The 17215-nt window shown below is 57.9% G+C and carries 19 protein-coding genes; 10 read left to right on the forward strand and 9 right to left on the reverse strand.

The features are described from left to right. Window positions 1-131: 131 nt before the first annotated feature. The 8 genes from hmpA to AEQ63_RS18340 all read left to right on the forward strand — a co-directional run bounded on the left by hmpA (window position 132) and on the right by AEQ63_RS18340 (window position 8456). Window positions 132-1313 (forward strand): NO-inducible flavohemoprotein, encoded by a 1182-nt coding sequence (hmpA, locus tag AEQ63_RS18305; RefSeq protein WP_064364314.1) that lies wholly within the window; start codon window positions 132-134, stop codon window positions 1311-1313. A gap of 243 nt (window positions 1314-1556) precedes the next feature. Next, window positions 1557-2066: a disulfide bond formation protein B gene (locus AEQ63_RS18310; RefSeq protein ID WP_042608357.1), complete on the forward strand. Its 510-nt coding sequence runs from the start codon at window positions 1557-1559 to the stop codon at window positions 2064-2066. Between the two features lie 827 nt (window positions 2067-2893). After that, entirely contained in the window at window positions 2894-3835 is a 942-nt protein-coding gene (gene cyoA, locus AEQ63_RS18315) for a ubiquinol oxidase subunit II (protein WP_024014231.1), read from the forward strand. A 3-nt stretch (window positions 3836-3838) separates the two neighbouring features. Continuing rightward, window positions 3839-5869, forward strand: coding sequence for a cytochrome o ubiquinol oxidase subunit I (gene cyoB / locus AEQ63_RS18320; protein ID WP_039761405.1), 2031 nt, complete (start codon window positions 3839-3841; stop codon window positions 5867-5869). A gap of 3 nt (window positions 5870-5872) precedes the next feature. Continuing rightward, window positions 5873-6496 (forward strand): cytochrome o ubiquinol oxidase subunit III, encoded by a 624-nt coding sequence (gene cyoC / locus AEQ63_RS18325; RefSeq protein ID WP_016773303.1) that lies wholly within the window; start codon window positions 5873-5875, stop codon window positions 6494-6496. Next, complete coding sequence (gene cyoD, locus AEQ63_RS18330) at window positions 6496-6831, forward strand: cytochrome o ubiquinol oxidase subunit IV (protein WP_011335842.1); 336 nt, start codon at window positions 6496-6498, stop codon at window positions 6829-6831. The genes cyoC and cyoD overlap by 1 nt, the downstream gene beginning before the upstream one ends. Window positions 6832-6841: 10 nt before the next feature. Continuing rightward, window positions 6842-7729: a heme o synthase gene (gene cyoE, locus AEQ63_RS18335; protein ID WP_016773305.1), complete on the forward strand. Its 888-nt coding sequence runs from the start codon at window positions 6842-6844 to the stop codon at window positions 7727-7729. 235 nt (window positions 7730-7964) lie between these two features. Further along, the gene (locus AEQ63_RS18340; protein ID WP_016773306.1) at window positions 7965-8456 is read left to right on the forward strand and encodes a RidA family protein; all 492 of its coding nucleotides are present in this window, start codon (window positions 7965-7967) and stop codon (window positions 8454-8456) included. A 256-nt stretch (window positions 8457-8712) separates the two neighbouring features. On the opposite strand, the gene AEQ63_RS18345 is transcribed toward AEQ63_RS18340, so the two are convergent. From AEQ63_RS18345 to AEQ63_RS18355, 3 genes are all read right to left on the reverse strand, one after another. Next, entirely contained in the window at window positions 8713-9414 is a 702-nt protein-coding gene (locus tag AEQ63_RS18345) for a hypothetical protein (protein WP_064364315.1), read from the reverse strand. A gap of 133 nt (window positions 9415-9547) precedes the next feature. Further along, window positions 9548-9952, reverse strand: a complete 405-nt coding sequence (locus AEQ63_RS18350) for a GNAT family N-acetyltransferase (protein WP_064364316.1) — start codon at window positions 9950-9952, stop codon at window positions 9548-9550. 39 nt (window positions 9953-9991) lie between these two features. Beyond that, the gene (locus tag AEQ63_RS18355; RefSeq protein WP_064364317.1) at window positions 9992-10912 is read right to left on the reverse strand and encodes a LysR family transcriptional regulator; all 921 of its coding nucleotides are present in this window, start codon (window positions 10910-10912) and stop codon (window positions 9992-9994) included. A 102-nt stretch (window positions 10913-11014) separates the two neighbouring features. Here AEQ63_RS18355 and AEQ63_RS18360 point away from each other — a divergent pair, with 102 nt between their 5' ends. After that, window positions 11015-12202: an aspartate aminotransferase family protein gene (locus AEQ63_RS18360; protein WP_064364318.1), complete on the forward strand. Its 1188-nt coding sequence runs from the start codon at window positions 11015-11017 to the stop codon at window positions 12200-12202. Here AEQ63_RS18360 and AEQ63_RS18365 read toward each other — a convergent pair. From AEQ63_RS18365 to AEQ63_RS18385, 5 genes are all read right to left on the reverse strand, one after another. Beyond that, window positions 12196-12450 carry a Txe/YoeB family addiction module toxin gene (locus tag AEQ63_RS18365; RefSeq protein ID WP_042608353.1) on the reverse strand — a complete coding sequence of 85 codons (255 nt, stop codon included), beginning with the start codon at window positions 12448-12450 and terminating at the stop codon, window positions 12196-12198. The two genes, AEQ63_RS18360 and AEQ63_RS18365, sit on opposite strands and share 7 nt — an antisense overlap. After that, entirely contained in the window at window positions 12447-12701 is a 255-nt protein-coding gene (locus AEQ63_RS18370) for a type II toxin-antitoxin system prevent-host-death family antitoxin (protein ID WP_042608352.1), read from the reverse strand. Before AEQ63_RS18370 ends, AEQ63_RS18365 begins: the two co-directional genes overlap by 4 nt. 231 nt (window positions 12702-12932) lie before the next feature. Continuing rightward, window positions 12933-14852 (reverse strand): alkaline phosphatase D family protein, encoded by a 1920-nt coding sequence (locus AEQ63_RS18375; RefSeq protein ID WP_064364319.1) that lies wholly within the window; start codon window positions 14850-14852, stop codon window positions 12933-12935. 70 nt (window positions 14853-14922) lie between these two features. Further along, on the reverse strand, window positions 14923-15675 hold the full coding sequence (locus AEQ63_RS18380) for a hypothetical protein (RefSeq protein ID WP_064364320.1): 753 nt from the start codon (window positions 15673-15675) through the stop codon (window positions 14923-14925). Between the two features lie 92 nt (window positions 15676-15767). Beyond that, window positions 15768-16139, reverse strand: a complete 372-nt coding sequence (locus AEQ63_RS18385) for a hypothetical protein (protein WP_042608349.1) — start codon at window positions 16137-16139, stop codon at window positions 15768-15770. 163 nt (window positions 16140-16302) lie between these two features. Between AEQ63_RS18385 and AEQ63_RS18390 the strand changes: the two genes are divergently transcribed. Continuing rightward, window positions 16303-16671, forward strand: coding sequence for a PH domain-containing protein (locus tag AEQ63_RS18390; protein WP_039761415.1), 369 nt, complete (start codon window positions 16303-16305; stop codon window positions 16669-16671). Window positions 16672-16689: 18 nt separating this feature from the next. On the opposite strand, the gene AEQ63_RS18395 is transcribed toward AEQ63_RS18390, so the two are convergent. Then, complete coding sequence (locus AEQ63_RS18395; RefSeq protein ID WP_042608348.1) at window positions 16690-17019, reverse strand: hypothetical protein; 330 nt, start codon at window positions 17017-17019, stop codon at window positions 16690-16692. Window positions 17020-17215: the final 196 nt, after the last annotated feature.

Genomic DNA, 17215 nt, shown 5'->3' on the forward strand with positions numbered 1-17215 from the left:
TGATGACTATACGTACATTTGTGTCGAAATGACTATGTTGGTTTCAACTCATTGAATTTAAACGATTAATAAGTTGGCACGAAAGCTGATACTTCTAGTGCAATCTTTCAAGAAAGCGCAGGAGTCACCTTATGCTTAGCGTCCAGGATCGTGCCATCGTCAAATCCACCGTGCCTCTGCTGGAAAGCGGCGGCGAGGCGTTGATCACGCACTTTTATCGCATGATGCTTTCCGAATACCCGCAAGTACGCCCGCTGTTCAACCAGGCGCACCAGGCGAGTGGCGATCAGCCGCGTGCCTTGGCTAACGGCGTGCTGATGTATGCCCGGCACATCGATCAGCTCGACCAGTTGGGCGATCTGGTGGCGAAGATCATCAACAAGCACGTGGCCCTGCAGATTCTGCCCGAGCACTACCCAATCGTCGGCACCTGCCTGCTGCGCGCCATTTCCGAAGTGCTCGGTGAAGAGATCGCCACGCCTGAAGTGATGAGCGCCTGGGGCGCGGCGTACGGACAACTGGCCGACATCCTGATCGGTGCGGAAACCGCGATCTACGATCAGAAGGAACACGCGGTCGGCGGCTGGCGCGGTGCGCGGGAGTTCATCGTCGCGGCGAAAGTGCAAGAGAGCGCCGAAATCACCTCGTTCTACTTCGAACCGGTGGACAAAGGGCCGATTCTTGCGGCTGAACCGGGTCAGTATATCGGCATGAAGCTGCTCCTCGATGGCGAAGAAATCCGCCGCAACTATTCGCTGTCGGCACTGGCCAATCACAGCCAGTACCGCATCAGCGTCAAGCGTGAACCGGGTGGCCGCGCGTCGAATTATCTGCATGATCAACTGCAGGTCGGCTCAAGCATTCAACTGTTCCCGCCATCCGGCGAGTTCACCCTGGCGGCCAGCGACAAACCGCTGGTGCTGATCAGCGGCGGTGTCGGCATTACCCCGACGCTGGCGATGCTGGAAGCGGCGTTGGAGACCGAGCGTCCGGTGCATTTTATCCACTGCGCGCGCAACGGCAGCGTCCACGCGTTCCGTGACTGGGTCGATGGGCTGGCTGAACGTCATCCACAGCTCAAGCGCTTTTATTGCTACGCCGAAGAAGACGGCGTGAGCCCGGCGGCGGATAAGGTCGGCATGCTCAATGAAGAGCTGCTCGGTGAATGGTTGCCGGCGCAGCGTGATGTCGATGCGTACTTCCTCGGGCCGAAAGGGTTCATGGGCGCGATCAAGCGGCATCTGAAAGCGTTGGGCGTGCCGGAGAAACAGAGCCGTTACGAGTTCTTCGGGCCGGCTTCTGCTTTGGAATAACCGTCAACGACCGAGTCGTGTGCATCGCGAGCAGGCTCACTCCTACAGGTTTTGCATTGTTCACAGAGTTTGTGTTCGACGCAGATCCATGGTGGGAGCGAGCCTGCTCGCGAATCTTCTGCGCGCCGCAAAGCTTTGTTGGTTAATCATTCCTTAACCGCTTTATCGTTTATTGCCCCGGTGTAGACTTGCGACAATTTCAGCCGCCGGCCGGCTGGACCATGGACTTACAAGGGAAAGGCAATGAGCGAGGAAACGATGCGGTTGGGACGTGAGCGGCGCTATCTGGTGCTGCTGGGGATCATCTGCCTGGCGTTGATCGGCGGTGCGCTGTACATGCAGATCGTCTTGGGTGAGGCACCCTGCCCGCTGTGCATTCTGCAGCGCTATGCATTGCTGCTGATCGCACTGTTCGCCTTCATCGGCGCGGGCATGCGCAGCCGTCGCAGCATCACCGTGTTCGAAACGCTGGTGGTGATCTGTGCGCTTGCCGGGGCCGCTGTGGCCGGGCATCACGTCTATACGCAGTTCTATCCGGCGGTGAGTTGTGGCGTCGATGTGCTGCAGCCGATTGTCGATGATCTGCCGCTGGCGAAGATCTTCCCGCTGGGCTTCCAGGTCGACGGTTTCTGCTCGACGCCGTATCCGCCGATCCTCGGTCTGTCACTGGCGCAATGGGCGCTGGTGGCGTTCGTGCTGGTGGTGATTCTGGTGCCGCTGCTGACCTCGCGTAATCGAAAAGCGCTGCGCTGAGTCAACTTTTGCGCAGGAGTGCCGATAAACAAAACGCCCCGATTTTCGCTGCTGAAAATCGAGGCGTTTTGCATTTCAGAGCGTTTGTGAAAACACCGTGACGAACGGCAATGAAGCATGCGGCAAGTGTGCGACATGTTGTCACACACAGGCTGTCGCAGGGGCTCGGGATGCGGCGGATTGGCCGCCTGTTACATAAAAACATTGGCCAGTTTCGACGATTTCGGGCTTCAGGGCGGAGGCGCCGGATCAGGCAGTTTTAACAGGCCCCGGCATGTAGGCGAAGGCCTTGGAATATCGGGCTTTGCGCCGGTCAGGCGCTCGTAGGCGGCTCGCAGAGCTGTCTGATTTGAGGCGGTTACATGTGCGCATTTTGCCGGGTTTGTTGAGAAGAGCTTTCAATAACACCCGCAACTTTTGCAAAAATGGCGATGGATTGTTGCTCTGAGTGATAAAAATTATTTCGGGATAAGACATGGTGTATAGGGCGCTACCTATCTACAATCGCCCGCACTGAATTCCCGGCGCTGTTCAGCCTTTATCAAGGAACTGATCAGGAGGTCGGGTGTCGAGCGAGCCGCGAGGCTTTCAAGACACCCAGGTGTCGGTGCCTTTCCAATTTTCCGCACCAAATGGAATTGGTCTGTAACAAGGCCTTTGACCACGAATTCGAATAAGAACTGAACGCTGTCCCAAGGTTTTGTCGAGCGTGAGACGCGCGACGGGCGGCCCTTATTCAATCCAAAGAAAATGCCAACCCTTGGCAGGGTGAAGTGTTGGCGATCAAAACCCAACTGCATTGCGCAAGCTGCTTTAGAGGTCGTGAGATGAGTAAAAACAGGTACCCCAGATTACTAGGCCTAGTGCCGCTGCTCGGCACGTTGCTGCTGGGAGGCTGCAACATGACCTTGCTCAATCCAACGGGCCAGGTCGGCCTGGAACAGCGCAACCTGATCATCACCGCCACGCTGCTGATGCTGTTGGTCGTCGTGCCGGTCATCGTCATGACCTTCCTGTTTGCCTGGAAGTACCGCGCTTCGAACAAGAACGCCGTCTACACGCCGAAGTGGTCGCACTCGACCAAGATCGAAGTGGCCGTATGGACCATCCCGGTGCTGATCATCATCGCCCTGGGTTACATCACTTACATCTCGACTCACGAGCTGGACCCGTATCGTCCGATCGAGTCTGACGTCAAGCCGGTGACCATCGAAGTCGTCGCGCTGGACTGGAAGTGGCTGTTCATCTATCCGGAACAAGGCATCGCCACGGTCAACAAGATCGTGTTCCCGGCGCACACGCCGATCAACTTCAAGATCACCTCCGACGCCGTGATGAACTCGTTCTTCATCCCGGGCCTGGGCGGCCAGATCTACGCGATGGCGGGCATGCAGACCAAGCTGCACCTGATCGCCGACCGCAACGCTGAAATGGACGGTATCTCCGCCAACTACAGCGGCGCCGGTTTCACCGGTATGAAATTCAAGGCCATCTCCACCACTCAGGAAGATTTCGACGCCTGGGTCAGTGAAGTCAAGAAGTCGCCTAAACAGCTTGATCAGGCTGAATACGCAGCCCTGGCCAAACCGAGCCAGAACAACCCAGTCGAGCTCTACTCGTCGGTCACGCCGAACCAGTTCCAGATCATCGTCGACAAGTACGAAGGTATGAAGCCGGGCAAGCCGCTGAAGCACGAGAAGAAAGAGAAAGAAGTGGCGGCCACGGATATTGACGCGGGTTCGCATTCAGCTGCCGGGGCAGAGGAGTAAACGATGTTTGGTAAATTAAGTTGGGAAGCAGTCCCATTCCACGAGCCGATCGTGATGGTGACCATCGCCATGATCGCCCTCGGTGGTCTGGCACTGTTCGCTGCGATCACTTACTTCAAGAAGTGGACGTACCTGTGGACCGAGTGGCTGACTTCGGTCGACCACAAGAAAATCGGCGTGATGTACATCATCGTCGCCATGGTCATGCTGCTGCGCGGCTTTGCCGACGCGATCATGATGCGTACCCAGCTGGCCATGGCCACCGAGGGGTCGCCTGGCTACCTGCCACCTGAACACTATGACCAGATCTTCACCGCTCACGGTGTGATCATGATCATCTTCATGGCGATGCCATTCTTCACCGGCCTGATGAACCTTGCAGTGCCGCTGCAGATCGGTGCGCGTGACGTTGCGTTCCCGTTCCTGAACTCCCTGAGCTTCTGGCTGCTGGTATCCGGCGTTGTGCTGATCAACCTGTCGCTGGGTATCGGTGAATTCGCCAAGACCGGTTGGGTTGCGTATCCGCCGCTGTCGGGTCTGCAATACAGTCCTGGCGTAGGTATGGATTACTACATCTGGGCGCTACAGCTATCCGGATTGGGTACGACGTTAACCGGGGTCAACTTCCTCGCGACCGTACTGAAAATGCGTACCCCTGGCATGAAACTGATGGACATGCCGATCTTCACCTGGACCTGCACCTGGGCAAACGTTCTGATCGTGGCTTCGTTCCCGATCCTGACCGCGACCCTGGCACTGCTGACCCTTGACCGTTACATGGATTTCCACATTTTCACCAATGAACTTGGTGGCAATCCGATGATGTACGTCAACCTGTTCTGGGCGTGGGGCCACCCTGAGGTTTACATCCTGATCCTGCCGGCTTTCGGCATCTTCTCGGAAGTGATCTCGGCCTTCACCGGCAAGAAACTGTTCGGCCACCACTCGATGATCTACGCCTCGGGCGCGATCTCGGTACTGGGCTTCATGGTCTGGCTGCACCACTTCTTCACCATGGGTTCGGGTGCAAGCGTCAACGCCTTCTTCGGTCTGGCGACGATGCTGATTTCCATCCCGACGGGTGTGAAGCTGTTCAACTGGCTGTTCACCATCTACCAGGGCCGTCTGCGCTTCACCAGCCAGGTAATGTGGACCCTGGGCTTCATGGTGACCTTCGCCATCGGCGGCATGACCGGCGTACTGCTGGCCATTCCGGGTGCTGACTTCGTGCTGCACAACAGCCTGTTCGTGATCGCGCACTTCCACAACGTGATCATCGGCGGTGCGGTATTCGGTTACATCGCTGGCTTCGCGTTCTACTTCCCGAAAGCGTTCGGCTTCAAGCTGCACGAAGGCTGGGGCAAAGCAGCGTTCTGGTTCTGGATCTCGGGCTTCTTCGTCGCGTTCATGCCGCTCTATGCACTGGGCTTCATGGGCATGACCCGTCGTCTGAACGCCACCACCAACCCTGAGTGGGTACCGTACCTGTACGTTGCCATGTTCGGTGCGGTGATGATTGCTGCCGGTATCGCCTGCCAACTGATCCAGCTGTACGTCAGTGTGCGTGACCGCAACAAGCCAGAGAACGTTTGCGATCACGGTGACCCGTGGAATGCGCACACGCTGGAATGGTCGACCTCGTCGCCACCACCGTTCTACAACTTCGCTGTGCTGCCTAAGGCTGACTGCATCGACCCGTTCACCGAGGCCAAGGAAAACGGTACTGCGTACCAGCGTCCGGCCAAGTACGAGCCGATCCACATGCCGAACAACACCGCCACCGGCGTGGTGATGGGCGCGCTGTTGACCGTCTTCGGTTTCGCGATGATCTGGCACATCTGGTGGCTGGCGATCGCGAGCCTGGTAGGCACCGTCGTTTACTTCGTGATCCACGCTGCACGTGACGACCAGGGCTATATGGTTCCGGTTGAAACGATCGAGCGTATCGAAGCCGAGCAGCACAAGCGTCTGGTCGCGGCAGGGAAAATCCCGGCCAACGCCACCCGTGTTGAAACCTCGTTGGAACAGGCTTAAACCATGTCGAACTTAGTGACCAATGTTGGACACGCCCATGGTGACCATGGGCACGATGACCATCACCACGACTCGGGCGAGATGACCGTATACGGTTTCTGGCTCTACCTGATGACCGACTGCATTCTGTTTGCGTCGATCTTCGCGGTGTACGCAGTACTGGTAAACAACGTTGCCGGTGGCCCGTCGGGCCACGACATCTTCGAACTGCCATACGTGCTGGGCGAAACCGCTCTGCTGTTGTTCAGTTCGATCACCTACGGCTTCGCCATGCTGGCGTTGTACAAGGGCAAGAAGCAGGCGGTCCTGGGCTGGTTGTTCATGACCTTCCTGCTCGGCGCGGGCTTCATCGCCATGGAGATCAACGAGTTCCACCTGCTGATCTCCGAGGGCTTCGGTCCTAGCCGTTCGGGCTTCCTGTCGGCGTTCTTCACCCTGGTCGGTACCCACGGTCTGCACGTTTCGGCCGGTCTGATCTGGATGGGCATCATGATGTATCAGGTCAACAAGCATGGCCTGACGTCGACCAACAAGACCCGTCTGAGCTGCCTGAGCCTGTTCTGGCACTTCCTGGACGTGGTCTGGATCTGCGTCTTCACCGTTGTTTACCTGATGGGGACTCTGTAATGGCTAATGCACACTCCCATGACAGCCACGATGCTGGCCACGGCAGCGTCAAGTCGTACGCCATCGGCTTCATCCTGTCGGTAATCCTGACCGTTATTCCGTTCGGTCTGGTGATGTACCCGACCCTGCCGAAGTCGACGACGCTGGCAATCGTTCTGCTGTTCGCAGTGATCCAGGTGATCGTTCACCTGTATTACTTCCTGCACCTGGACCGCTCCATTGCACAGCGTAACAACGTGATCGCGTTCGTCTTCACGGCGATTGTGATCGTGCTGCTGGTTGGCCTGTCGCTGTGGATCATGTTCAGCATCCACACGTACATGATGGCGAAGTGAGGTAGACCCGATGTCGCTCAAGCACTTTATCCAAATCACCAAACCGGGGATCATTTTCGGTAACGTGCTTTCTGTGGCAGGCGGGTTCTTCCTGGCCTCGAAAGGGCATGTCGATCTGGCGGTGTTCCTGGCCGCCATGATCGGTACTTCCCTGGTCGTGGCCTCCGGTTGCGTGTTCAACAACTGCATCGACCGCGACATCGACCTGAAGATGGAACGCACCAAGAACCGTGTGCTGGTCCAGGGCCTCATCTCCCTGAAACTGGCCCTGGTTTACGCGACCATTCTGGGTGTTCTCGGCGTTGCCCTGTTGTACAAGGTGGCCAACCCGTTGGCTGCCCTGTTCGCAGTAATCGGCTTCATCATCTACGTCGGCTTCTACAGCCTGTACCTCAAGCGCAAGTCGGTTCACGGCACGCTGGTGGGCAGCCTGTCGGGCGCCATGCCGCCAGTGATCGGTTACGTGGCCGTGACCAACAGCTTCGACATGGCCGCACTGACCCTGCTGGTGATGTTCAGCCTGTGGCAGATGCCGCATTCCTACGCTATCGCGATTTTCCGTTTCAACGATTACCTGGCCGCATCGATTCCGGTGCTGCCAGTGAAACGCGGAATCCAGGTGGCGAAGAAGCACATCCTGCTCTACATCCTGGCGTTCCTCGTGGCGACCTTGATGCTGACCTTCAGCGGCTACGCCGGCATGAGCTACCTCGCCGTCGCCGCCGCCATGGGCATGTACTGGCTGTACATGGCCTGGACCGGCTACAAGGCAGTCGATGACACCGTCTGGGCACGCAAGCTGTTCGTGTTCTCGATCTTCACCATCACTGCGTTGAGCGTCATGATGTCCCTGGACTTCAAGGTGCCGACAGAGCTGCTGCTGACGTACGCGCCGTAAGGTTTGCAAGCTTCAGGAAAACCCCGCACGTTGAGAGATGTGCGGGGTTTTTTGTTGGCTGAAATATGCTCGTTCGGGGTGCTGCCATTCGCGAGCAGGCTCGCTCCCACAGTTTGCGGTTGCGGCCATTCGGTAAAAGACCTAGATTCGGATCCAACCCCGACAGTAGTAGCTCCAAGCCATCCTTCGGTGCTCGTCTGTCCTAACCCGTGCATTGATCAAAAGGCTGGGCGCAATGACCGAACGGATGACCTGCGATGAGCGCTTTATCGCCCTGGCCGAAGAACTCAACTACGACATCTATGGCGAGAACACCGCCGGTGGCAATTACGCGCCGCTGATCCGTCATCACGATGAGCTGTACATCAGCGGCATGGTGCCACGGGTCAATGGCAAGATTCTGTATCCCGGTCGCGTGGGGCTGGAATTGAACCTCAAGGATGCGCAAGCCGCGGCGAGCATCAGCGCGATGCGTTGCCTGGCACTGATAGTCGATGCGGTGGGGTCACTGGACAAGATCCGCGCGTTGTTGCGAGTCACGGTGTACGTGAAGTCGACGGCTGATTTCGTTGACCTCAGCGAAGTGGCCAACGGCGCTTCGGACGTGTTCAGTCATGTGCTGGGCGATGCCGGGCGGCATACCCGCACGACCATCGGCGTGTATCAGCTGCCGAAGAATGCGGCTATTGAAGTGGACATGATTGCGGCGTTGCATCCTTCGGCTTGAAATCTTTGGCGCCTGCTCCCCTCACCCTAACCCTCTCCCGGGGGGAGAGGGGACTGACCGAGGTGATTGGGCGAGACGCGTCGAAACGGAATATCGCGTCGAATGCGAATTCCGAACAGCCCACAAATCGGCTCCCTCTCCCTCGGGAGAGGGCTGGGGTGAGGGGCGACGATGTTAGCTACACCACCGATCTCAAGCCGAAAAAAAGCCCCGTCTGATTGCTCAGCACGAGGCTTTTTCGCAAGCGCTTGGCAGATTACTGCGCCGCGATGCTATACCCATCGAACGCAGTCTGCTGTTGCAGCGCGGTGATGATGTTCTTGCGGTTCACAGCCTGTTCCGTACCGGCGTTGTCGACAAAGGTTTCGCTCTCCAGCTCGGCTTCATCGCCTTCACCCACGAAGGTAAAGCCGAGGAACTCCAGCGCCGCACGGTCAACGTTCAGACGCGAACGCGGCGTGCGCATTGGCAGAGTTACGCTGGCGCCGTCCTTGCTGATGGTGAAGATTTCCACTTCTTTCTTTTTTGCAGCCTTGCTCTTGCCGCCGCTCGGGTTGCTGATCGCCTGGTGAGTCTGATTCAGCACTTTCAGGGCCAGGCCATAAACGATTTCCTGGAATGCCGGATCGTCCTTGAAGCTGGACAGAATGCGCCCGATCGAGAACTTGCTGCTCAAGTCTTCCAGTGCAGCGATGTCCGCTGCCTCGGCGTCTTTCAGGCGCTTGAGTTCGCCCATCAGCTCGTACGCCTTGTCGTCATCAAAGCTGTCATGCGCCTGACGGATCGCCGCACGCAATTCGCGGATCTGGTCGCTTTCGCGGGTCGACTGGAACGCGTCCAGGACCATCTCGCTGATGATTTTGGCTTGAGGCAGGTGTTGTGAAAGATTGATGGAGTTTTCGTATTCCGCTTTGGACGACTGGGTGACTACGGATTCAGCGGTGTTGAAATCGGACATTGAAATTTCACTACTTTTTAACTTGAGTTGAGGCGAGAAAGCACGAGGTCTTTTTCAGGCCGCCTAATTTAGGGGAGCGGGGCGGCGTTGTCACGGAGCAACGGTCTGCCGGTCGGGATTTTTCCACTGCGCGCTATTTGCGGCGCGGACGTTCCATGGCAATCACGGACTTCTCGAAGCCCAGGCTGGCAAAAAAAGCTTCAGCGCCTTCGCGTCCTGCGCGTAGCAGCCAGGTGATAGCGGGGTCATCGCCCATCACATGCTCTACCAGTGCCCGGCCAATTCCCTTGCGCCGATGCTGGTCATCGACCACCACCATCGACAGATAGCCGTTGGAGACCTCATCGGTAATCGCTCGAGCGAATCCCACAATCTGCTCGCCTGCGAGCGCGACAGCCGTGCGCTGTGAATGGTGAATCAGACGAGCAAAAGAGTCGGCATCACCGGTGCGATGGCCCCAGCCATGCTGGTCGAGAAACAGCCTCGCCGACTCTGTTTCGCCGGGATGCAAGTTGCGCACGGTCAGGGCGTCGTTCATGGTTGGTACCAGTCCTTTGTAATTGTCCATCGTGAATGATTACGGCCGGCCGACGTCAGGTTTCCCCCACGTACGCATCGCAAACTCGACGAACCGTCTCAGCTTCGGCAGTCGATAGCGATCCTGCGCATACAGCAGATGCATCGGTCGGCTCGGTGGTTGGTAGTCGGCCATCACCCTGACCAGTTTGCCGTCGCGCAAGTCCTGCTCCACCAAGGCATCGGGCAGCATCATGATGCCCATGCCGTTGCGCGCCGCCTGATGCAGTCCGGCGGAGCTGTTGATCAGCATCGGCCCGCTGACGTCGATGAGGACTTCGCCTTCCGGGCCGCTCAGACGCCAGCGTTTTTCCACCGATTGCCAATCATCCCCGGCCGGGTAGGCGAAGGACAGGCAATCGTGCTGCTGCAAATCCTGTGGCGTGTGCGGCATGCCGCGTCGCGCGATGTATTCGGGGGAGGCGCAGACCGTCAGGGTGTAGTCGATCAGGGGGCGGGCGATCAGGTTGGACTGGTCGAAATTGCCCAGGCGGAACGCAACATCGAGGCCGTTTTCCAGCAGATCCGGGCGGCTGTTGGTCAGCACCACGTCGAGTTTCACTTGCGGATACAGCAACGAATATTCGCTGAGGGCCGGGGTCAGTCGTTCGACGCCGAAGGTCAGCGGCGCGGTGATGCGCAGCAAGCCGCGCGGCTCATCCGATGCTTGTTCGGCAAGGCGTTCGGAGTCCGCCACCAAGCCAAGCACTTCCAGGCAGCGTTGATAATAGACGCTGCCGAATTCGGTCAGGCGCTGACGCCGCGTGGTGCGTTGCAACAGTTGCACACCAAGGCGTTGCTCCAGCGCGCGCAGATGATTGCCCACCATTGTCGTCGACATTTCGCACTTCGCGGCGGCTGCCGTCATGCTCCCCGTGTCGACCACTTTGACGTAAACGCCCATTGACTGAAACAGATCCATTATCAAGCTCAGCTTTTAAATGATTGAAGTTATTCCGGGTTTATCCAGCTCTGGTGGCTAACCATACTGCAAAAACACCGACCTGCAATGGAGTTTCACGTCATGACCGCCGCCCTGATGAACACCTACCAACCACTGGCCCTGAGTTTCACCAAAGGCCTGGGCACGCGCCTGTGGGATCAGGCGGGGCGCGAATACCTGGACGCCGTTGCCGGTGTGGCAGTGACCAACGTCGGCCACTCGCATCCGCGCATTGTCTCGGCGATCAGCGAGCAGGCGGGATTGCTGTTGCACACCTCCAACCTGTACAGCATCGATTGGCAGCAACAACTGGCTAAACGGCTGACGGCGTTGTCGGGGATGGAGCGCGCGTTCTTCAACAATTCCGGGGCCGAAGCGAACGAGACGGCACTGAAACTGGCACGTTTGTACGGCTGGCGCAAAGGTATCGAGCAGCCGCTGGTGGTGGTCATGGCTAATGCTTTTCATGGCCGCACCCTCGGCACGTTGTCCGCCAGCGATGGCCCGGCAGTGCGGCTGGGATTCAACGAATTGCCGGGGGATTTCGTCAAAGTGCCGTTCGGTGATCTCGCGGCGCTGGAGCAAATACAGCGCAAACATGGCGCGCGCATCGTGGCGATTCTGGTCGAGCCGATCCAGGGCGAAAGCGGCGTGCAAGTCGCACCGCCGGGTTATCTCAAGGCCCTGCGCGACCTGTGCAATCGCCACGCATGGCTGCTGATGCTCGATGAGATCCAGACCGGCATCGGCCGCACCGGGCAGTGGTTCGCCTTTCAGCATGAAGGCATCGTTCCCGACGTCATGACCCTGGCCAAAGGCCTCGGCAATGGCGTGCCGATTGGCGCCTGCCTGGCCCGCGGCCGCGCGGCCGACCTGTTCACCCCGGGCAGCCACGGCAGCACCTTCGGCGGCAATCCACTGGCCTGCCGGGTCGGCTGCACGGTGCTGGACATCATCGAAGAACAAGGCCTGCTGGAGAATGCGCGGGTGCAGGGTGCACGGTTGCTGGAACGCCTGCGCGCCGAACTGGCAGACAACCCGAACGTGCTGGCGATTCGTGGGCAGGGCCTGATGATCGGCATCGAGCTGAAACAACCGGTGCGCGACCTGACGCTGATCGCCGCGCGGGATCGTGGGTTGTTGATCAACGTGACTCGTGGCAAGACCATCAGGTTGCTGCCGCCGCTGACGATTGATGAGCGCGAGGTGGGGATGATTGTCAGAGGGGTTGGGCGGGCTCTGATGACTGATTCAGCTCAGGTTCAATAGTGATACCGGCAACTGATGACGCAGATTTCGCCGTCCTCAACCCTGTACACCAGACGATGTTCGGCCGTTACTCGGCGTGACCAGAGGCCGCTCATATTATGTTTGAGCGCCTCTGGTTTACCGACACCCTCAAACGGTTCGCGCTTGATTGCTTTGATCAGAAGATTGATGCGCTTGAGCCCAGCCTTGTCGTTTTGCTGAAACCACAAATAGTCTTCCCAGCCTGTGGGCGTGAACTCGATTTTCATTCTTCGATCAATTGCCTGACTTTGGCTTTGCCGGCGCGTAACTCACCGATGGATTTCATCAGCCGTTCGGCGTTGGCGGGGGAGCGAAGCAAATACGCTGTTTCTTCCAATGCGTTGTATTCGGCCAAAGACATCATCACTACTGGTTCACCTTTCTGCCGAGTGACCAATAGCGGCGCACGATCTTCATTGACACGGTCCATCGTCTCGGCCAAATGCGCACGGGCGGTGGTGTAGTTGATGGTTTGCATATTGAAGTCCTCGCTGGTTGCAGAGAACGTACAGAAATGAGTACAGGATGACAAGGCGACACCTACCAGTGGTTGTGTCGCAGCAGGGCTGACTGCGACTTCAATCAGTATCGCTCAGTAATATTCGAGACGTTTCTGAGAAGGTTGTAATCCTCCTCCGTCCTGTTCAGTGTCGCGAAGCCCTTATTTCGTCATCCCATGACCTAGCCGATGTAGGAAATGGCTACTGCTTCAATCCGGCGCATCTTCAACCTCCGGCGCCAGCATCCTCGTCTTCACCGCCCCATTCGAGTTGTGCTGAACAATCTTGCTCGGCTGCCCCTGTTCATTGAAATACACCTGTCCAATCCCCGCCGAATTCCACAGCCGTTCCCCGGCCTCGGCATGTTCCGGGGTATACGGGACGATGCGCATCAGCCGGCGTTTGGTGAACCAGTTCAACGGCGAGCGTGGTGAGTAGAGCCAGCGGTTGAGGCGGTCGAACCATTCCAGCAGGGTTGCAGGGAATTCGTTCTTGATGCCGCTGCTGGTGATCTGCCAGATCCGTGGGCCGGCCTTGCGGTGGCGGATCAGGACTTCATAGACGAAGGAATAATGCACATCGCCGGACAGCACCACGTAGTTCCCGGGTGTGCGCGAGTGTCGGAAAATGTTCAGGATCACCTGGGCCGCGCCGCGATGGGCCATCCAGTTTTCCGCGTCGACCAGCAGTGGATAACCGCACCAGCTGAACACCTTCTGCACGGTTTCAATCAGCTTCACGCCGAATATCGGCGCCGGCGACACGATGATTGCCGAAGGGTGATCGAGCAGTTCCTGTTGCAGTTCGCTCAAGGCCTCCCAGTCGAGCAGGCCCGACGGTTGCTTGAGGGCCATCTCGCTGCGCCAGCGCCGCGTGCGCGTGTCGATCACCACCAGGGCAGGACTGCTCGGCAACACGAAATGCCACTGCTGAAAACGCAGTAACTGATCAATCAGATCATCCTGCACCGGCATGTCCAGATAGCCGTCATCGCCACTGGCGCTCAGTTGCGCAGTCTGCTCCAGCACGCCCTTGAAGGCATCCGGATTGTTGCCCCAGCCCTGGCACAACATATAGGCGATCAGCGCGTTGCCGATGATGCGTTTGGAGAACGGATGGCCGTAGGCGGTTTCCTCCCACTGCGCGGAGAGATTCCAGTCATCGGTGATGTCGTGATCATCGAAAATCATCAGGCTCGGCAGATGCGCCAGCGCCCGCGCGACGTTGCCAAGGCCAGCCTTGAACGCATCGATACGCGTCTGCTCAAGGTTGTAGCGCTTCAGGCGTTCCGGCGTCAGCGTCGGCGCGCTCGGATTGATCAGCGACCACGGCGTCGGCGACCACACCAGCATGTACATCGCCATGACTTCGGCGAACGTCACCAGGTGATTGTCGGCGCTGCTGCTGGTGAAAATCGGCTTACGCGCGCCACCGAAAAATCGCTCGCGCAAGGTCTCGTTGCTCTCCAGCGCCGGTAACAAATCCGCACGGTGGTAATAGCTGGCAGGGTGTTGGTAGAGCTTGGCGCTGTCGCTGACCACGGCACCGTCAAGGTGCTCATCGAACAGACCCAGACGCTCGATCAAGGCATGAATCGCCCGCAGCATTGGCCCGGCGACGTCGTCGGCATATACCTGATCACCGCTCATCATCAGCAGCGCCGGACGTTGTTGCGCATCGGTTTCGTCGGCCAGAAGTTGATCGACGCAGAGCAAACCATCGGTTGCCGGATGATGCGGCTTGCGGCAGGAGCCGTGGAGCAATTGGTCGATCCGTGAACGCACGACGAGGTTCGCGCAGGTGGCACCGGCGTAAAGCAGATGCGGTGCCCATTCAGCCATGCCGATGGCGTCATCAATCAGCAGGTCGTAATCGATAAACGTGTCGCAGGGCAGGGCGCTTTCAAGTTGAACGTCGATCAGATGCACAAAGGCATGACGGCCTACGGCAATGACCGTGCATTTCTCCGAGTCGAGCGGAATATCTCCTACACCCTGCAGGCGCAAGGTCAGCGACAGTTCACGCGAGCCCACCAGCCACAGCACCACGCGCGTCGGCTCCAGCCGTCGCAGCAGCGGGCCGGCCAGTACAGGAGGCAGCGAGATCGGGTCATCGGGTGTTGAAAACATCAGGGTAAAGCTCAAGGCGCACAGGCCGGCGATGATAGCGCAGCCGGCACCTTGATCCCTTAAATGAGTCTTAAGAGTCGACCTTTTTCAACTTCAGGCCGAGCAGTCGCCATGCGGCCTTGTCAGGATTATTGCCGTCCACTTGCTGAACTGAACAATCGTAGGCATAGGGGACATCGTCGCCCAACATGTTGCGAGCGGTCAGGGTGCCGTTAATGCTGTAAGTCTGATCTTTGAACCGATGGCTGCTGGCGCTCTCGGCACCTGCGATGGAAGTCGCTGCTGCAAAACGCATGGCGCGCTTGATGAAGGGGTCGCACATCATGAACGCCATCAGCGATCTGTCCGCATTCGCATTGCTGCCCGCCAGCCGGCGCGACACGACAAAGTCATTGCCCATGATGTCCTTGAAATCCCTTTCGAGCAGCGAAGAGGGCAGGCGTTCGCTGTAGTTCGGCAACAGCGCGGACTCGGGCGGAGAGGGCTCGTTCTGAGGTGCGCTGGCGACATAGTCGACAAGGTTGTCGGAAGTATCCGGCGTGGAGGCGATCACCGGCATCAACCTGGACACGGTTTGTGTAACGGGCGCGGGGGAAGAAGAGGAGATTTCAGCCTCGTTGCTTTGCGTTTGTTCGACAGGGGAGCGCGGCGCCAGAGGGAATAAGGCGAGGGTGATCGACAGTACCACCAGGGCGACGATGAACCCGGCCAGAACACCAGCGAACGTGCCAAAGAACAGATTCCAGCTGCCGCGGTTTTTCATCACCCAGCGCCACATGAGGCCCCAGACGAGCAAAAACAACAGGAAATACAGAAACTCCATTTGATCCTTTTCCTCAAACCTTGAAATTCTTTAGATGACACACGAATCATTCCAACAGGGCTGCACGATAGCAAACCTGTCGGTCCGCCCTGTCAGGCACTCAAAGGAATGAACCGAGTGAGCAGCATCAGCGTATCGAAACCGGCAAAAATGCCAAAAGCAGCGCCAATGATATGGCGTGTCAACTTGCTCGTGGGGCGTTTGCGGTGCACCACCCAAATCCAAACGCCGGCGAACGCGCCAAGGCTGCTGAGCACCATCAGCAGGGATCGCACGACGTGTGGCGACGATTGCATGCTTGTGCCGCCCACGAAACCCTCGTACACCGCTTTCACTACCAAACCGACAACCCAGCCAGCGAAACATCCGGCGAGGTTGGCTGTCACCAGGTTCCAATCACCTCGTTCGCCTACAACCCATACCCACGTCACGACCAGAGCTAGTACAAAAAGCCACCCATCCATTGCAATCCACTCCAGAAAAACGCTTTGATCGGGTAGGCGTCAGTGCCTCTCGAAAGATTTGGGCGCAAGATAACAAAATACTGGCATCGCGCCACTTTTGCATTAAGGGCGCGTCACTGAGCCAAAGCTTTACCGGGAGTTTTTTTACTCAGAGGATGGACAGATGATCGACTTCAACAACAAGGGCTTCTTCAAACTCAAGCAGAACGATGAGTACGCCGAGCGCGTCACCGCACTACTACTGGAAGGCGAACAAGTCATCGATTCCTACAAAGCCATGCGTGACGGCGTGGTCTTCACCAACAAGCGCATCATCGCCGTCAACGTCCAGGGCATCACCGGGAGCAAAAAGGATTTCACCTCACTGCCCTACAAAAACATCGTCGCCTACTCCGTGGAAACTTCGGGCACTTTCGATCTGGATTCGGAACTGGAGATCTACTTTTCATCGCTGGGCAAAGTGAAATTCGAATTCACCGGCAAGACCTCGATGGTGGAGATCTCCAAATACATCTCCAGCTACCTGCTGTAAGAACCCACCGCGCGGCACTCAAAGAATGTCGCGCAAATACCCCTTCAGTGCGAGGAGCGGCTGACCCAGTTGCTCCACGGATCGCGCCTGAGCCAACTCCGCCGACAACTTGCGCAACTCCCGCCCCAACGGCTTCTCGACCCCGCCAAGCGCATCCAGCGCGAGGTTCAGGCATTCGTTCAGCTTGAACTGAATGGACTCGACATCGCCGCGCTTCACCAGCAATTCGAAAACGTCTTTTTGGTAGTCGCCCATGACCATGTCATCGCGCAGGATCGGGCTGAGGCCTTCTTCTTCGTAGGCGAGTTTTAGGGAGAAGAGGGCGACGGTTTCCAGTGAGGTTTCCATGGGGATGTCTGTCGTAGAAGGGGGGCTTCAAACCAATACGCAAAATGCCGGTGGAGGTCTGTTGTGCGGGCGTGATTATACGGGCGGTGATCGCATTTGGGGGCAACAAGCGATCGGGCAACTGGCGTCACAGGCTGGCACAACCTCGACATCCATTTTGATAGCGCGCCTTGACTCACGACGTTGGAACCAGTTC

It is taken from the genome of Pseudomonas sp. RIT-PI-o, assembly GCF_001297215.1.
Classification (GTDB): Bacteria; Pseudomonadota; Gammaproteobacteria; order Pseudomonadales; family Pseudomonadaceae; genus Aquipseudomonas; species Aquipseudomonas moraviensis_A.

Bases quoted from the DNA above. Each gene is read 5' to 3' on its own strand.
- cyoD (WP_011335842.1), top strand. From the start codon at position 6,496: ATGGCTAATGCACACTCCCATGACAGCCACGATGCTGGCCACGGCAGC.
- AEQ63_RS18340 (WP_016773306.1), top strand. From the start codon at position 7,965: ATGACCGAACGGATGACCTGCGATGAGCGCTTTATCGCCCTGGCCGAA.
- cyoC (WP_016773303.1), top strand. From the start codon at position 5,873: ATGTCGAACTTAGTGACCAATGTTGGACACGCCCATGGTGACCATGGG.
- cyoA (WP_024014231.1), top strand. From the start codon at position 2,894: ATGAGTAAAAACAGGTACCCCAGATTACTAGGCCTAGTGCCGCTGCTC.
- AEQ63_RS18380 (WP_064364320.1), bottom strand. From the start codon at position 15,675: ATGGAGTTTCTGTATTTCCTGTTGTTTTTGCTCGTCTGGGGCCTCATG.
- AEQ63_RS18350 (WP_064364316.1), bottom strand. From the start codon at position 9,952: ATGAACGACGCCCTGACCGTGCGCAACTTGCATCCCGGCGAAACAGAG.
- AEQ63_RS18355 (WP_064364317.1), bottom strand. From the start codon at position 10,912: ATGGATCTGTTTCAGTCAATGGGCGTTTACGTCAAAGTGGTCGACACG.
- hmpA (WP_064364314.1), top strand. From the start codon at position 132: ATGCTTAGCGTCCAGGATCGTGCCATCGTCAAATCCACCGTGCCTCTG.
- AEQ63_RS18390 (WP_039761415.1), top strand. From the start codon at position 16,303: ATGATCGACTTCAACAACAAGGGCTTCTTCAAACTCAAGCAGAACGAT.
- AEQ63_RS18395 (WP_042608348.1), bottom strand. From the start codon at position 17,019: ATGGAAACCTCACTGGAAACCGTCGCCCTCTTCTCCCTAAAACTCGCC.
- AEQ63_RS18370 (WP_042608352.1), bottom strand. From the start codon at position 12,701: ATGCAAACCATCAACTACACCACCGCCCGTGCGCATTTGGCCGAGACG.
- AEQ63_RS18345 (WP_064364315.1), bottom strand. From the start codon at position 9,414: ATGTCCGATTTCAACACCGCTGAATCCGTAGTCACCCAGTCGTCCAAA.
- AEQ63_RS18360 (WP_064364318.1), top strand. From the start codon at position 11,015: ATGACCGCCGCCCTGATGAACACCTACCAACCACTGGCCCTGAGTTTC.
- AEQ63_RS18365 (WP_042608353.1), bottom strand. From the start codon at position 12,450: ATGAAAATCGAGTTCACGCCCACAGGCTGGGAAGACTATTTGTGGTTT.
- AEQ63_RS18310 (WP_042608357.1), top strand. From the start codon at position 1,557: ATGAGCGAGGAAACGATGCGGTTGGGACGTGAGCGGCGCTATCTGGTG.
- AEQ63_RS18375 (WP_064364319.1), bottom strand. From the start codon at position 14,852: ATGTTTTCAACACCCGATGACCCGATCTCGCTGCCTCCTGTACTGGCC.
- cyoE (WP_016773305.1), top strand. From the start codon at position 6,842: ATGTCGCTCAAGCACTTTATCCAAATCACCAAACCGGGGATCATTTTC.
- AEQ63_RS18385 (WP_042608349.1), bottom strand. From the start codon at position 16,139: ATGGATGGGTGGCTTTTTGTACTAGCTCTGGTCGTGACGTGGGTATGG.
- cyoB (WP_039761405.1), top strand. From the start codon at position 3,839: ATGTTTGGTAAATTAAGTTGGGAAGCAGTCCCATTCCACGAGCCGATC.